10 protein-coding genes are annotated in these 15304 nt (G+C 56.3%); 9 read left to right on the top strand and 1 reads right to left on the bottom strand.

All coding sequences use genetic code 11. From position 1 onward, the window contains the following. The first annotated feature begins 102 nt into the window (after positions 1-102). The 6 genes from pdxR (at position 103) to SADFL11_RS22360 (ending at position 10327) form a co-directional block, all read left to right on the top strand. Positions 103-1560 (top strand): MocR-like pyridoxine biosynthesis transcription factor PdxR, encoded by a 1458-nt coding sequence (pdxR, locus tag SADFL11_RS22335; RefSeq protein WP_040452494.1) that lies wholly within the window; start codon positions 103-105, stop codon positions 1558-1560. A 138-nt stretch (positions 1561-1698) separates the two neighbouring features. Beyond that, positions 1699-3468: a sulfoacetaldehyde acetyltransferase gene (gene xsc, locus SADFL11_RS22340; protein WP_040450961.1), complete on the top strand. Its 1770-nt coding sequence runs from the start codon at positions 1699-1701 to the stop codon at positions 3466-3468. Between the two features lie 23 nt (positions 3469-3491). Continuing rightward, positions 3492-4640 carry an acetate/propionate family kinase gene (locus tag SADFL11_RS22345; protein WP_008194300.1) on the top strand — a complete coding sequence of 383 codons (1149 nt, stop codon included), beginning with the start codon at positions 3492-3494 and terminating at the stop codon, positions 4638-4640. Positions 4641-4766: 126 nt separating this feature from the next. Further along, complete coding sequence (locus SADFL11_RS22350) at positions 4767-5315, top strand: helix-turn-helix domain-containing protein (RefSeq protein ID WP_134853110.1); 549 nt, start codon at positions 4767-4769, stop codon at positions 5313-5315. 69 nt (positions 5316-5384) lie between these two features. Beyond that, positions 5385-7832, top strand: coding sequence for a GcvT family protein (locus tag SADFL11_RS22355; protein WP_040450960.1), 2448 nt, complete (start codon positions 5385-5387; stop codon positions 7830-7832). A gap of 53 nt (positions 7833-7885) precedes the next feature. Next, complete coding sequence (locus SADFL11_RS22360) at positions 7886-10327, top strand: GcvT family protein (protein WP_008195150.1); 2442 nt, start codon at positions 7886-7888, stop codon at positions 10325-10327. Positions 10328-10428: 101 nt separating this feature from the next. Here SADFL11_RS22360 and SADFL11_RS22365 read toward each other — a convergent pair whose 3' ends face one another. Continuing rightward, positions 10429-11811, bottom strand: a complete 1383-nt coding sequence (locus SADFL11_RS22365) for an aminotransferase family protein (protein ID WP_040452493.1) — start codon at positions 11809-11811, stop codon at positions 10429-10431. A 350-nt stretch (positions 11812-12161) separates the two neighbouring features. Here SADFL11_RS22365 and SADFL11_RS22370 point away from each other — a divergent pair, with 350 nt between their 5' ends. The 3 genes from SADFL11_RS22370 (at position 12162) to SADFL11_RS22380 (ending at position 15301) form a co-directional block, all read left to right on the top strand. Beyond that, entirely contained in the window at positions 12162-13160 is a 999-nt protein-coding gene (locus tag SADFL11_RS22370) for a taurine ABC transporter substrate-binding protein (RefSeq protein ID WP_008194481.1), read from the top strand. A gap of 102 nt (positions 13161-13262) precedes the next feature. Beyond that, positions 13263-14039, top strand: a complete 777-nt coding sequence (locus SADFL11_RS22375; protein WP_008194517.1) for an ATP-binding cassette domain-containing protein — start codon at positions 13263-13265, stop codon at positions 14037-14039. Further along, complete coding sequence (locus SADFL11_RS22380; protein ID WP_008193077.1) at positions 14036-15301, top strand: ABC transporter permease; 1266 nt, start codon at positions 14036-14038, stop codon at positions 15299-15301. Before SADFL11_RS22375 ends, SADFL11_RS22380 begins: the two co-directional genes overlap by 4 nt. Positions 15302-15304: the final 3 nt, after the last annotated feature.

The raw sequence follows: 15304 nt of genomic DNA on the forward strand, positions 1-15304 counted from the left end.
CCCGGAAACAGGGCCCGATGCTTTTTTGGTCAGAAGGTGTTGGACAATCGCCGCATTGATGACAGTCTGTCGGTCCAGTTGATATCTACAATGGATCCAGACGTGGCGATCAAATCCGAACAGTTTCATTTGGACCCCAAATTCGAAGGCACCCTCCAGCAACAGATCCAGCACCTAGTCAGCCAAGGCGTGTTGTCGGGCCGGTTCTTGCCCGGTGAACGCATGCCGTCCAGCCGGAAACTGGCTGAGTGGCTCGGGGTAAGCCGAATTACGGTCACCCTGGCCTATGCGGAATTGGTCGCCAACGATTACCTGACATCAAGGGGACGGTCGGGTTACTTCGTTTCTGAAAGTGCGCCTCCACCACCCATGCTTAACCAGTCGGAGGGAGACAGGCAGGACGCGGTGGCCTGGGACGAGATGGTCAGCTCGCGGTATTCCTACCGCTCCAGCCTGGTGCGTCCATCGGATTGGCGTGATTACCCGTACCCCTTCATTTATGGCCAGCCGGATGCGCGGCTGTTCGATCATGACAATTGGCGCCGGTGTGCATTGGAGGCGTTGGGCCGGAAGAACTTTGAGAGCATGACGGCTGATCCTTATGAACAGGACGACCCCAAGCTGATCGAGTACATCGTGAGAAACATTTTGCCGCGCCGCGGGATTTCCGCACAGCAGGATGAGATCCTGGTGACTATGGGTGCGCAGAATGCACTGTGGCTTTGTGCGCAGGTGTTGTTGAACAAGGATCGCGTCGCGGCCATCGAAAACCCTTGTTATCCGGGACTGCGCGACATTCTGGATCAGACCGGTTGCCAGATTGCGGAGGTGCGGGTCGATGATGATGGTCTCCCTCCCGATGAACTTCCCGGCAACTGCCAAGTGGTCTTCACCACGGCCAGCCACCAATGTCCGACCAATACAACGATGCCAATCGAACGCCGGCGTGCCTTGCTGAACCGCTCCGTGGAAGAAGGCTTTGTGATCGTAGAGGATGACTACGAATTCGAAATGGCCTTCCAAAAAGCGCCGACACCTGCGCTCAAGTCGCTCGACCGGGCGGGGAGCGTGATTTACGTCGGCTCGTTTTCAAAGTCGCTGTTCCCGGGATTGCGCCTTGGATACATCGTTGCTGCCAAACCCTTGATCCAGGAAGCGCGGTCGCTGCGGGCGTTGGTTTTGCGGCATCCGCCCGGTCACATACAGCGGACCACGGCCTACTTTCTCTCGCTTGGCTATCATGACGCCATGGTGAACCGGATGGGGCAGGCTTACCGGCGCAGACGCTCTGTCATGGATAAAGCAATTCGGGACCACGGCCTGCAAATTGCCAGCGGTGGCAGTCATGGTGGATCCAGCTTCTGGATGCGCGCTCCCGAGGGCGTCAACACCAGCGAGCTGGCTCTCAAACTTCGCAAGAGCGGGGTCGTGATTGATCAGGGCAGAGCGTTTTTCGGACGCGAAGACGACAATCATCAGTTTTATCGTCTTGCCTATTCATCCATTCCCTCCGCGCGCATTCCGGAGGGGATTCAACGGATCGCAGATGTAATCCGGTAGGGCAATGTCATTGCCCCAGGTTCTGGATATACCGAGTGAATTGATCTGGCCCTAAGACCTGTGTTCGCGGCGCGGCATGAAATCATTTCCAATCAATTGTGTACCTGTATTGCGAGCGGGTGAGGGAGTGCGTTTCAAATGAAAATGACGACAGAGGAAGCCTTCGTAAAAGTCCTGCAACGGCATGGGATTGAGCATGCTTTTGGGATTATCGGCTCTGCATTCATGCCAATTTCCGACCTGTTTCCAAAGGCGGGGATTACGTTCTGGGATTGCGCGCACGAAGGCTCGGGCGGGATGATGGCCGATGGCTATACAAGGGCAACAGGCAAACTCAGCATGATGATTGCCCAGAACGGTCCGGGTATCACAAACTTCGTCACGGCAGTGAAAACCGCCTACTGGAACCACACGCCTTTGCTTCTGGTTACTCCACAGGCCGCCAATAAGACTTTGGGGCAGGGCGGTTTTCAGGAAGTTGAACAGATGGCACTGTTCAAGGACATGGTTGCCTATCAGGAAGAGGTCCGCGACGCATCCCGTGTCGCCGAAGTTCTGAACCGTGTCATCCTTCAGGCAAAACGCGCCAGCGCGCCTGCTCAGATCAACATGCCACGCGATTTCTGGACGCAGGTCATCGATATTGAACTTCCGCCGATCGTGGATTTTGAACGCCCGTCCGGTGGTGATACAGCTATTCAGGAAGCCGCGGACCTGCTCAGCAGTGCAAAGAACCCGGTTATCCTGAACGGTGCTGGCGTTGTTCTGGCCGATGCAATCGGCGATACGATCGAACTTGCGGAACGTCTGGATGCGCCTGTGTGTTGCGGCTATCAGCACAATGATGCGTTCCCAGGCTCACATCGCCTATTTGCCGGACCGCTCGGATACAACGGGTCAAAGGCCGGCATGGAACTGATTTCCAAGGCCGACGTCGTTCTGGCACTTGGCACACGCCTTAATCCGTTTTCGACGCTGCCCGGATATGGCATCGATTACTGGCCGAAAAATGCCAAGATCATTCAGGTGGATATCAACCCGGACCGGATTGGTCTGACCAAGCCGGTGAGCGTTGGTATTGTCGGGGATGCGAAGAAAGTCTCACAGTCGCTCCTCTCAAAGCTGGCTCCCAACGCCGGTGATGCCGGGCGGGAAGAGCGCAGGCACGAGATTGCGCAGACCAAATCCCGATGGGCGCAGCAGCTGTCGTCCATGGACCATGAGGACGACGATCCGGGCACGAGCTGGAACGAGCGTGCCCGTGCCGCCAAGCCTGACTGGCTCAGCCCGCGCAAGGCGTGGCGGGCAATTCAGTCCGCCCTGCCGCGTGAGGCGATCATCAGCTCTGATATTGGCAACAACTGCGCCATCGGCAATGCGTACCCCAGCTTTGAAGTGGGCCGGAAATACCTTGCGCCCGGGCTGTTCGGTCCCTGCGGTTACGGCCTTCCGGCGATCGTTGGTGCAAAAATTGGCTGTCCGGATACCCCGGTCGTTGGTTTCGCGGGCGACGGGGCCTTCGGCATTGCTGTTACAGAGTTGACCGCCATTGGCCGCAGCGAATGGCCGGCAATCACCATGGTCGTCTTCCGCAATTACCAGTGGGGCGCAGAAAAGCGGAACTCCACGCTTTGGTATGACGACAATTTCGTCGGCACTGAACTCGACGACAATGTCAGCTATGCAGCCATTGCAAAAGCTTGCGGCCTTCAAGGTGAAGTTGCCCGCACCATGGACGAGCTGACCGAAAAGCTGGATGCGGCGGTCAAGGACCAGATGGAAAACGGCAAGACCACGCTGGTTGAAGTTCTGATCAATCAGGAACTTGGCGAGCCGTTCCGGCGCGATGCCATGAAGAAACCGGTTGTTGTTGCCGGAATCGACCCGGCAGATATGCGGCCGCAGTAAAGTCCTGGAAAGGGAAGCGATTGATGGGTGGTATCCTTGTCCTGAACTCCGGATCCTCGTCCATCAAGTTCGCTCTCTTCGATGAAAGCCTGGATGAAACACTGTCTGGAAGCGCCACTGAAATCGGTGGCGCTTCTGACCTTAAAATCTCATCCAAGGACTTGGTGACCAAGGAAGCTTCGGCCGACTTGCCGGACCACGCAGCCGCACTGCGTGCGATCCTGAACGCGGTCCAAACAGAGGGCGTCGACATCGCAAACCTGGCCGGCGCCGGTCACCGTGTTGTCCATGGCGGTTCGGTGCTTCAGGCGGCGATCCGTGTAGATGGGCAAGTCATTGCTGAGATTGAACGTTGCAGTGATCTGGCCCCCTTACACAATCCGCACAATCTGGCTGCAATCATGGCCCTCAGGGATTTGGCTCCGGACCTGGTGCAAGTGGCCTGTTTCGACACGGCATTCCATGCGTCGAACCCGGAGGTTGCCCGCCGCTATGCCTTGCCCGACTGGCCGGAGATGGAAACACTTCGGCGGTATGGATTTCATGGCATTTCGTATCAGGGGCTTATCAAGAAACTGGCTGACGTTTCCGAAACCGGTGTGCCGAATCGCCTTCTCGCCTTTCATCTTGGCAATGGTGCAAGCCTGTGTGCGATCAAGTCCGGACAATCCGTGGCAACGACAATGGGATATTCGCCTCTGGAAGGTCTCACCATGGGTACCCGGACCGGGAATATTGACGGCAATCTGGTCTTGCGGCTGGCCGAGGAAAACGGAATTGAAGACACCAAGGAGCTCTTGAACAAAAAGAGCGGTCTCTTGGGCCTCGGCGGTTTGTCCGACATGCGCACCCTGCATGCGGCAGAGACAGACGCATCTCGTTTTGCGGTCGAGCATTTCTGCTACTGGGCTGTTCGCCATGCCGGATCGATGATCGCGGCAATGGGCGGATTGGATGGAATTGCGTTCACCGGCGGCATTGGTGAAAACGATGCTGTTGTGCGCCAGAAGATCATTTCTGGATTGAGATTTCTTGGTGCGACCTGCGATCCGCAGTCCAATGACAGCAACAGGTCCCGCATTGATGTTTCTGGCTCAACCGTTCCGATCTGGATCGTAAAGGCCGAAGAAGAGAAAACGATCGCAGCCGAGACGCAAAAACTCATCGCATAGTGGATATTTGTCCATTGAAACTCATTGGCATGTCGCAATTCGACAACAAATGTCGTGAAAAAATCTTCCTTTTTTTCATTTTCTATGTGAAATTTTCGAATATTATTTCACGCTGATGAGGCGGCTATGGCCAATTTGGGTGCGGATTTACGCGCACTTCGCAAGACAAAAGGGCTGACGTTAACAGAACTTGCCGAACGTCTTGGCAAGTCGGTCGGCTGGCTCAGTCAGATCGAGCGCGGTATCTCGAAACTGTCGAGCGAAGATATCGATCGCATGGCCGGTGTGTTTGACGTGCCGCCGTCGCTTTTGGGCTCAAGGCAGGGACCAAACCCCAAGGAAGACGGCAAAATCGTTCGCGCGTCCGATCGCCGGATGATAGGTGAGCGGGCTCCCGGACTTGTCGAGCAATTGCTTCCCCCGGATCTGACCGACAGTTTTGAGGTCATCCATTCCACGTTTCTTCCAGGTTCTGAACGCAACGACGAAATCATGCGGCCAACTCAGGAACTCGCGTTTCTCGTGTCTGGCAAGCTGAAAATCTGGCTTGAGGGCGAGCCGTTTCTCATTCGAAAGGGCGATTCCTTCCGTATTCGCGGCGAGAAGTACTGCTGGGCAAATCCGTATTCTGAACCGGCAGTTGCCGTTTGGATCATTTCACCGCCCGTTTATTGACCCTTGAACCTAACCCTATGAAGCCAGGCCCTAATCGAGCCTCTACCCCAAATCAAACCGGAGCCAGCCATGTCGGACCTTCCCTCTACAGCTCGTGTCGTGATCATCGGTGGAGGTGCGGTCGGCGCCTCGGTTCTCTATCATCTCGGGTTAGCCGGTTGGACCGATTGTGTCCTTCTGGAGAAGAATGAGCTCACCGCTGGCAGCACATGGCACGCTGCGGGGAACATCCCGACTTTTTCGTCCTCCTGGGCGGTCATGAACATGCAGCGCTATTCGACCGAGCTTTACCGGCGGCTGGGCGACGAGGTGGATTACCCGATCAATTACCATGTCACCGGATCTGTCCGGCTGGCGCATTCAAAAAACCGCATGATGGAGTTTGAACGGGCGAACTCTATGGCGCGCCGCCAAGGCATCGAAACTAACATGATGTCGGTTGCGGACCTTAAAGACGCCTATCCCTTTATGGAAACGCACGATCTTGAGGGTGGCTTCTGGGACCCGACAGATGGCGACATGGATCCTGCACAGCTCACGCAGGCGTTTGCAAAGGGCGCGCGTGCAATGGGTCAGAAGGTGGTGCGTTTTACACCTGCGACCGGTGTCCGGCGTGAAAATGACGAGTGGATCGTCGAAACGGAAAAGGGTGAGATCAGCTGCGAATATGTTGTCAACGCAGCGGGGTACTATGCCCAGCGTGTTGGCGAGTGGTTCAAGCCCTATGGCGGGCGCACCGTGCCGATGATGGTGATGAGCCACCAGTATCTTTTGACCGAACAAATGGACGAGCTTGCAACATGGACCAAGGAGCATGGCCGGAAACTGCCGCTGCTCCGGGATGTGGATTCGTCCTATTACCTTCGGCAGGAAAACACCGGACTGAACCTTGGACCCTATGAACGGAACTGCAAGGCACACTGGATCACGCCGGATGACCCGATGCCGGACGATTTCAGCTTCCAGCTTTATCCCGACGATCTTGACCGGCTGGAATGGTATATTGAAGACGCCATGGCCCGTGTGCCGCTGCTTGGCATATCGGGAATCTCAAAGGTCATCAACGGCCCGATCCCTTATGCACCTGATGGCATCCCGCTGATTGGCCCGATGCCGGGTGTGAAAAATGCCTTTGAAGCCTGTGTCTTCACGTTCGGAATCGCTCAGGCCGGTGGCGCTGGCAAGATCCTGACCGAGTGGATCACCAAAGGCGAAACCGAATGGGATTGCTGGGGCCTCGATCCACGCCGTTTCACGGACTATACCGACCACGATTATTGCGTTGCCAAGGGTATGGAAGTCTACGGCCATGAATACGCAATGCATTACCCTCATTATGAGTGGCCGGAAGGGCGGGACAAGAAGCTGTCGTCCGTGCATGAAACGTTGAAAGCCTCCGGTGCCCAGTTTGGTGTTTACAACGGTTGGGAACGTGCCAACTGGTTTGCAAAAGACGGCGACGACACATCGATTGAAGCGACCGAAAGCTGGATGCGCAAAGGCCCTTGGTTCGAGCGTGTTCGCGAAGAAGCCTTGGCCGTTCGGGATGGTGTTGGCGTTTTGGATCTTCCGGGATTTTCGAGGTTCAAACTGTCAGGTGTGGGTGCTGCCGATTGGTTGCGGGGCCGTATCTCTGGCGGCCTGCCGAAGGTTGGGCGGATGACGCTCGCCTATTTTCCGACCTCCAAGGGCCGTGTACACACGGAGATGTCGATCATCCGGAAGGGCGACGACGATTTTGTTCTGATTACCGCAGCTTCCGCACAGTGGCACGATTTTGAAATTCTGGCTGCCCACTTGCCAGATAGTCTTGAGCTGTCCGACATCACCTCGGAGCTTTCGACGCTGATCGTAACCGGGCCGAAATCCCGGGACCTGTTCGAGAAAGTCGGAACAACAGCCGATTTAGACTTGCCATGGCTCAGCATTCAAACGGCTGAGGTGGCAGGGACCCGCTGCGAGCTTTACCGGGTGAGTTTTGCCGGGGAGCTGGGCTGGGAAATTCACGCGCCGATGGCTGATATTCTGGCGCTGTACAATGCCGTCGTGAGCGCAGGCGCGACCCCCTTCGGCATGTACGCTCTCAACAGCTTGCGCATCGAAAAAGGTTATCGTGCGTGGAAAGGGGATCTGAGCACGGATTATACCTTGCTGGAATCCGGCCTTGATCGGTTCGTGAAGCTGGATAAGGCGGAAGACTTTCCGGGCAAAGTTGCGCTCTTGAATGAAAAGCAGCAGGGTCCTAGGCAGAGTTTCGTTACTTTCCTTGTCGATAGCGAGGAAATCGACCCGCCCTACATGTCGAACATCTGGATGAACGATAGCATCGTCGGCGAAACCACGTCTTCGGCTTTCGGGTTCCGCGTAGATGCCTGCGTGGCGTTGGGCATGGTCCGGGCGGATCTGGCCCAAGCGGGCACGGATCTTGAAGTCGAAGTCTACGGACAAAGATTTCCCGTCACGGTGCAGCCGGATGGACCACTCTGGGATCCGCAGAATCTTAGGCTAAAAGCGTGATTTTCACTCTTTCAAAGCGTCAGTTTTTTCAATCCAGATTTGGACGATAAGTCATGGCCATTCCTTCAAAAGCCCGCGTTGTCATTATTGGTGGCGGGGTCATCGGGTGTTCAGTTGCCTACCACCTGGCCAAGCAAGGCTGGAGCGATATCCTGCTTCTGGAACGCAAGCAGCTCACCAGCGGTACGACCTGGCATGCTGCCGGCCTGATTGCGCAGCTTCGGGCAACCCAGAACATGACCCGTCTCGCCAAATACAGCCAGGAGCTCTACGGCTCTTTGGAAGACGAAACGGGTTTGTCGACCGGCTTTAAAAGATGCGGCTCGATTACCATGGCGCTGACCGCAGAACGCCGGGAGGAAATTCTGCGTCAAGCCTCCATGGCACGGGCGTTCGGGGTAGAGGTTGAAGAGATTTCACTGGGCGAAGTCCAGAAGCGCTATCCGCACGTCAACACAAGTGGTGCGACCGCAGCTGTTTACCTGCCGCTCGATGGTCAGGGCGACCCGGCAAACATCGCACTGGCTCTGGCAAAGGGCGCACGTCAAAAAGGCGCAAGGATCCTGGAGCGGGTCAAAGTGACCGGGATAGAGGTCAAAGACAGGAGAGCCACCGGTGTCAGTTGGGAGCAAGACGGTGAAACCGGATTTGTCGAAGCCGAGATGGTGGTCAATTGCGGCGGCATGTGGGGGCATGAGGTTGGCCGGATGGCAGGGGTCAACGTTCCGCTGCATGCTTGTGAGCACTTTTACATCGTGACCGAGCAGATCGACGGCCTGGGGCAACTGCCGGTCCTGCGTGTCCCGGACGAGTGTGCCTACTACAAGGAAGACGCCGGCAAGATGCTGCTTGGCGCATTTGAGCCAAATGCCAAGCCCTGGGGAATGACCGGCATTCCCGACCAGTTCGAGTTCGACCAGCTGCCGGAAGACTTTGATCATTTCGAACCGATCCTGGCAGCTGCGGTCGAACGCATGCCGATGCTGGCCGAGGCGGGGATCCATACCTTCTTCAATGGACCTGAGAGTTTTACGCCGGACGATGCCTACCATCTGGGTCTTGCCCCGGAACTGGAGAATTTCTGGGTCGCGGCAGGCTTTAATTCCATCGGGATCCAGTCCGCAGGTGGCGCTGGTATGGCGTTGGCCGCCTGGATGGAAAGCGGCGAGAAACCATTTGATCTCGGGGATGTCGATATCTCCCGGATGCAACCGTTTCAGGGCAACAAGACCTATCTGTTTGAACGGTCGAAGGAAACGCTCGGGCTGTTGTACGCCGATCATTTCCCTTACCGGCAAAAGGCGACTGCACGGGGAATCCGGCGCACGCCGCTCCATGGGCATCTGTTGGAGCAAGGTGCGGTTATGGGCGAACTGGCCGGATGGGAGCGGGCGAATTGGTTCGCAGATCCAGGACAGGATCGCGCCTATCAGTATTCCTGGAAACGCCAGAACTGGTTTGAGAACAGCGCCCGCGAACACATGGCGATCCGGGAAAGCGCCGGACTATATGACATGAGTTCCTTCGGAAAGATCCGCGTTGAAGGGCCGGATGCCGAACGTTTCCTCAACCATGTTTGCGGTGCCGATATGAGTGTGCCGACAGGCCGGATCGTGTACACGCAGATGCTCAATGAGGCCGGCGGTATCGAGGCCGATGTAACAGTCACGCGGTTGAGCGAAACCGCTTACCTGATGGTTACTCCGGCTGCCACCCGACTGGCGGACCAGACGTGGCTGCGGCGTCATATGGGTGATCACCAGGTGGTGCTAACCGATGTGACATCCGGGGAAGCGGTTTTGGCTTTGATGGGACCGAGGTCAAGGGAGCTGCTTGGCCGGATCTCTCCAAACGACTTCACCAATGAAACCAACCCATTCGGGACAGCCCAAGACATTGAAATCGGCATGGCACTCGCCCGCGCCCACCGGGTGAGCTATGTGGGCGAACTTGGTTGGGAGATCTATGTGCCAACCGAGTTTGCTGCGCATGTCTTCGAAACACTTAGGGAGGCCGGCCGGGATGAGGGGCTGAAACTGTGCGGCCTTCACGCGATGGACAGCTGCCGTATGGAGAAGGCCTTCCGGCACTTTGGCCATGACATCACCTGCGAAGACCACGTCATCGATGCCGGTCTCGGCTTTGCTGCCAAAACCTCCAAGCCTGGTTTCATTGGCCGGGACGCCGTTTTAGAGCGCAAGGAAACTGGTCCTAAAAGCCGATTGGTACAGTTCCAGCTACAGGATCCGGAGCCGATGCTCTACCACGCCGAACCGATCCTTCGTGAGGGCGAGGTCTGCGGGTACCTGTCATCCGGTGCCTATGGACACGCACTCGGCGCCGCGATTGGTCTTGGTTACGTGCCATGTGATGGGGAAAGCGCTGCTAATGTTCTAGGCTCGGCCTATGAAATCGAGATTGCGGGCACTCGCGTGCCAGCAACCGCGAGCCTCAAGCCGCTCTATGATCCGACCAGCAGCCGTATGAAAGTCTGAACAGAAAAAAACAGTCACTCACGAAAAACCCCGGTCTGCAGCCGGGGTTTTTGCTCTTTTCCAAGAAGGATATCCGCGTGCTACTGACCGGATTCCGATCCTCAACTGAACACCGCAGTAAGTGCCTCATCAATCGAGCTGGTGAGGCGGTCGATGTCATCGGCAGTCGCGATTAATGCCGGTGCGAGACACAAGGTGTTGTTGAAGCCAGGAAGCGCCCGATTGGTCATGCCGATGATAACGCCCTGGGCCATACAATGCCCTGCGACCGCCTGAACCTTGGCTTCATTGGCCGGTTCCTTGGTCACACGATCGGACACAAGTTCGACGCCTGCAAACAGACCTCGGCCACGCACGTCGCCAACTACGGCGTGTTTCTCCTTAAGGCCTTCCAGGTTTTCCATCAGGCGGGCGCCCATCGACAGCGTGTTTTCCAGCAGGCCTTCGTCTTCGATGATGCGCATGTTTTCAAGCGCTGCGGCAGGACCTGCAGCACAGCCAGCGTAAGTGGAAATGTCCCGGAAATAACTCAATGGATCACCGGACGCATCCTTGAACAAGTCAAAGACTTCTTCGGTGGTCACGGTGCAGGAGATTGCGGCATATCCGGAGGCCACACCCTTTGCCATTGTTACGAAGTCCGGTTTGATGCCGAATTGCTGATATCCGAACCAGGTTCCAAGGCGTCCGACGCCGCAGACGACTTCATCGAGGTGGATCAAGATCTGGTGGCGTTTGCAGATCTCCTGGACACGCTCCCAATAGCCCTCCGGCGGCACAATGACACCGCCGCCCGCTGTCATGGTTTCAAGGCAGATCGCGCCGATCGTATCCGGTCCTTCACGGAGGATGACTTCTTCGATGGCGTCAGCTGCGCGCTCCCCATAGGCTTCAGCGCTGTCATATTGATTGCGGTATTCCAGGCAGTGTGGAACTGCAACAAATCCAGGCGTGAACGGACCGTAGTGGGCCGAACGCTCGCCCTGACCACCGGCGGACAGAGCCGTAATTGTGGTGCCGTGGTAGTCGCGGTCACGGTAGAGTATTTTGGATTTTTTGCCGCCATGGTGCCGCTGGGAAATCTGGCGGACCATCTTGAAGACTTTCTCGTTCGCCTCCGAGCCCGAGTTTGAATAAAACACCCGGCTCATGCCCGGCATCTTGGAGATTAGCCGTTCAGCAAAAAGGGCCCCTGGAACAGATCCAAGCGTATTTGCGAAGAAGTTCATCTTCACCAGCTGATCGCGGACGGCCTGGGCAATCGTCTCCCGGCCGTAACCAACGTTAACGGTCCAGACACCGCCGGAGACCCCGTCTAGGTGCTCTTTGCCAGCGGCATCCCAAACTCGCAGTCCCTTGCCTTCAACGATGATGCGCGGGTCTACGGTCTCGAACGTCTTGTGCTGAATGAGATGATGCCAAACGTGCGCCTTGTCGGCGGCAATGACGTCGGAATTGTCGTTTTTTGCAAGAACAGCATCCATGGCCACATCCCCAGAGTTGATTGGAAAACCTGCCGGTATCCGGCTGAAAACGTGCGCTTGTGGTTTGCCGCCGAAACAGGGAGGGCAACCCATCGCAATGCACAATCATGCGCCACTGTGCACAGCCACCAATCACGCAATAGGGCCAGTGAATTGCCAGGTATAGGTCCAGACGGATTCCCTCGCTTGTCAGCTGAAATCGCAGCTCATACGCTTTTTCCGGAAACAAAGGGCAGCGACAGAACTGCCTGAAACCCAGTGGAATGAGACGGTCACCAAATGCCAGCGCGCTTGTGAGCAATATCTGTCGTTAGCGCTTGGCAGACCCACAAACATAACGGAGTGGAACCATGGCGTTGAAATCGAAACTTGGTGGTGCAGTTGGGCTTCTGGCCCTGATGGGGGCGTTCCAGCCTGCAGCAGCAGAGGAACTGACAGTTGCATATTTTCTAGAATGGCCGATGCCGTTCCAGTACGCCAAGGCAAAGGGACTCTATGACGAAGCGCTGGGCATGAAGGTGAACTGGGTTTCCTTCGACACAGGCACCGCGATGTCGGCAGCGATGGCTTCCGGAGATGTTCAGATCGCAGTCAGCCAGGGTGTGCCGCCTTTCGTCGTCGCGACATCCGCCGGCCAGGACTTGCAGATCGTCGATGTGGCTGTCAGCTACTCGGAGAACGACAACTGCGTCGTCGCCGAAAAGCTTGAGATCGACAAGGACAGCGCCAGCGAGCTTGCCGGCAAAAAGGTAGGTGTTCCGATCGGTACGGCAGCTCACTATGGTTTCTTGAAGCAGATGGAGCATTTCGGTGTCGATATCGGTACAATGGATATTGTCGACATGGCACCGGCTGATGGCGCTGCGGCTTTTGCCCAGGGCAGCCTCGAGATGGTCTGTGGATGGGGCGGCGCGCTCCGCCGCATGAAAGAGCATGGCAATGTCTTGCTAACAGGTGCGGAGAAGGAAGAGCTCGGCATTCTGGTCTTTGATGTGACATCTGCGCCTGCAGACTTTATCGCAGAGGAAAGTGACACTCTCTCAAAGTTTCTGAAAGTGACGGCCGATGCCAATGCAATGTGGAACTCGGGTGACAACACCGCTGAAATGCTTCCTGTGATCGCAAAGGACGCGGGTATGTCCGAGGACGACACATCAAGCACCATGGCGACCTTTGTGTTTCCGAGCGTTGAAGATCAACTCAGCGCCAAGTGGCTCGGCGGCGGGTCGCAGGAATTCATGAAGGGGGTCGCGGAAGTGTTCGTGAATGCCGGCAGCATCCCGTCTGCACGGGATTCCTATGATGGCGCGGTCGACACGTCTGCGCTTGGTGCTGCCGCCAACATGTAAGGTGCGGTTTCGCGAAAAAGGTGCAGCGGGCAGCAAGCCCGCTGCCCATCCAGGCTGGGCAACCGGGAGAGTGACGTGCCGCTTTTGATAGATAATATTTCGATGCGCTTTGACCTGCCAAATGGCAGTTCCATCCAGGCGCTCAAAGACGTTTCCCTCACTCTAAACGACGGTGAATTGCTCTCCGTGCTTGGTCCTTCCGGATGCGGCAAGACCACGCTTTTGAACATCCTCGCCGGTTTTCTGGCGCCAACAGACGGTCAGGTTGTTCTGAATGGCGAGACGGTAACAGGGCCGGCGCCTGAACGCGGCATGGTCTTTCAAAAAGGCGCTTTGTTTGAATGGATGAACGTGCGTCACAATGTTGATTTCGGGCCCCGAATGAAGGGAATGGCGAAAAAGCAACGGGACGAAATTACCGATCACCTTCTGGATATTGTCGGCCTGCAGGACTTCAAGGAAAAAGCAGTCTACGAACTCTCTGGCGGGATGCAGCAGCGGGTTGCACTCGCAAGGTGTCTGGCCAATGAACCCGATGTTATTTTGATGGATGAGCCACTTGGAGCGCTGGACGCTTTGACCCGCGAGAAGATGCAGGGGCTTGTTCTGAAGCTTTGGAAGGAGACCGGAAAAACCGTGATCCTGATTACTCACTCTGTTGAAGAAGCGCTTCTGCTGGGTGAACGGCTGCTGGTGATGGCGCCAAGACCTGGCCGGATACACAAGGAGTATCAGCTTCCCTTCGCAGACAGTGCTGTGAATGCAGATCTTCGTGAAGTGAAGCGGGAAAAAGGTTTTTCTGAAACACGCGATGAAATCCTCAATATGATTTGGGAAATGGAAGAGGAAATCATGGGCCGTGCGGAGGCTGCCCAATGATCATTCTCATTGCCTACATCGCAATTTTTGCGGCCGCCTTTTTCATTGTTCATTTTTTCACACTCCGGATCGTTCACCGGAACGATTTCACCAGTTTGAAGACCGTGACTTTTGGAGACGAGAGTGCCGTCAAGCCAAACCGGATCGCCTCCGTCATTTCGGTCCTAGCTGTCTTCTTTATCTGGGGGGCCTTCACAGGTTCCAAACTGACCCCAATCCATGTGCCCGGACCGTATATGGGCACCACCGAGTTTACCTACACCGCAGAAAATGCTGCCGGAGAGACAGACAGCGCGACCGTGACCGTCGTGGTGCACAAGCTTGGGGAAGATGTGAAGCTGCCTGAACCAGCCCCGAGCAGTGGGTTTGCGCAGAACGATGTCGACAGTGTTGCGGCTTGGCGAAGCGGTCTGATCAGGGTCAATCGCAACGATGAGGGCCAGAAGGAAGAAGGATTCAATATCACCGCAATCGATGGTCAGCCAATCGCTGTCGGGTCTCCGGTATCTGTTACGGATGGTTCTGTCGCTCTGACAGCAAAGGGTTCGCTCAACTTTACACCGGACAAAGGCATGCAAATGGAGCCGATCTGGCTTCCGTCACCGGAGGCTGTCTGGCACCGGTATGTTGAGATTTTCGGGGATGGCTATCAGGGGATCACCCTGCTTGACCACCTGGGCTGGTCCCTGTTGCGCGTGTGCGCTGGTTTCCTTCTTGGAAGCCTGATCGGGATCCCGCTTGGCTATGCAATGGGACTGTCAGGCTGGTTCCGGGGATGGTTTGATCCGATCGTCGAATTCATGCGGCCTGTGCCGCCCCTGGCCCTGATCCCGCTAGTGATCATCTGGTTCGGGATCGGCGAGTCCGGCAAGATCATCCTCCTGTTTCTTGCCGCTCTTTGGATCATGACGATTGCCGCGCGTGCCGGGGTTTCGGGTGTCAACATATCCAAGGTTCATGCTGCTTATTCCCTCGGAGCCTCCAAATCGCAGATCCTGTGGCACGTGATCGTGCCCAATTCATTGCCCGAGATTTTCACCGGTGCACGGGTTGCAATGGGCGTTTGTTGGGGGACGGTGGTTGCTGCCGAACTCGTGGCTGCTGAAAAAGGGGCCGGCAAGATGATCGTTGCAGCCAGTAAATTTCAGCTGACCGACATCGTAATCATGGGGATCATACTGATCGGTGTGATTGGATTCGCTATCGATGTCTTGATGCGCCGCGCTGAAAACTGGCTCGTGCCGTGGAAAGGCCGCAGCTGATGC

Origin of the sequence: Roseibium alexandrii DFL-11 (assembly GCF_000158095.2) — a bacterium.
Taxonomy (GTDB): Bacteria; Pseudomonadota; Alphaproteobacteria; order Rhizobiales; family Stappiaceae; genus Roseibium; species Roseibium alexandrii.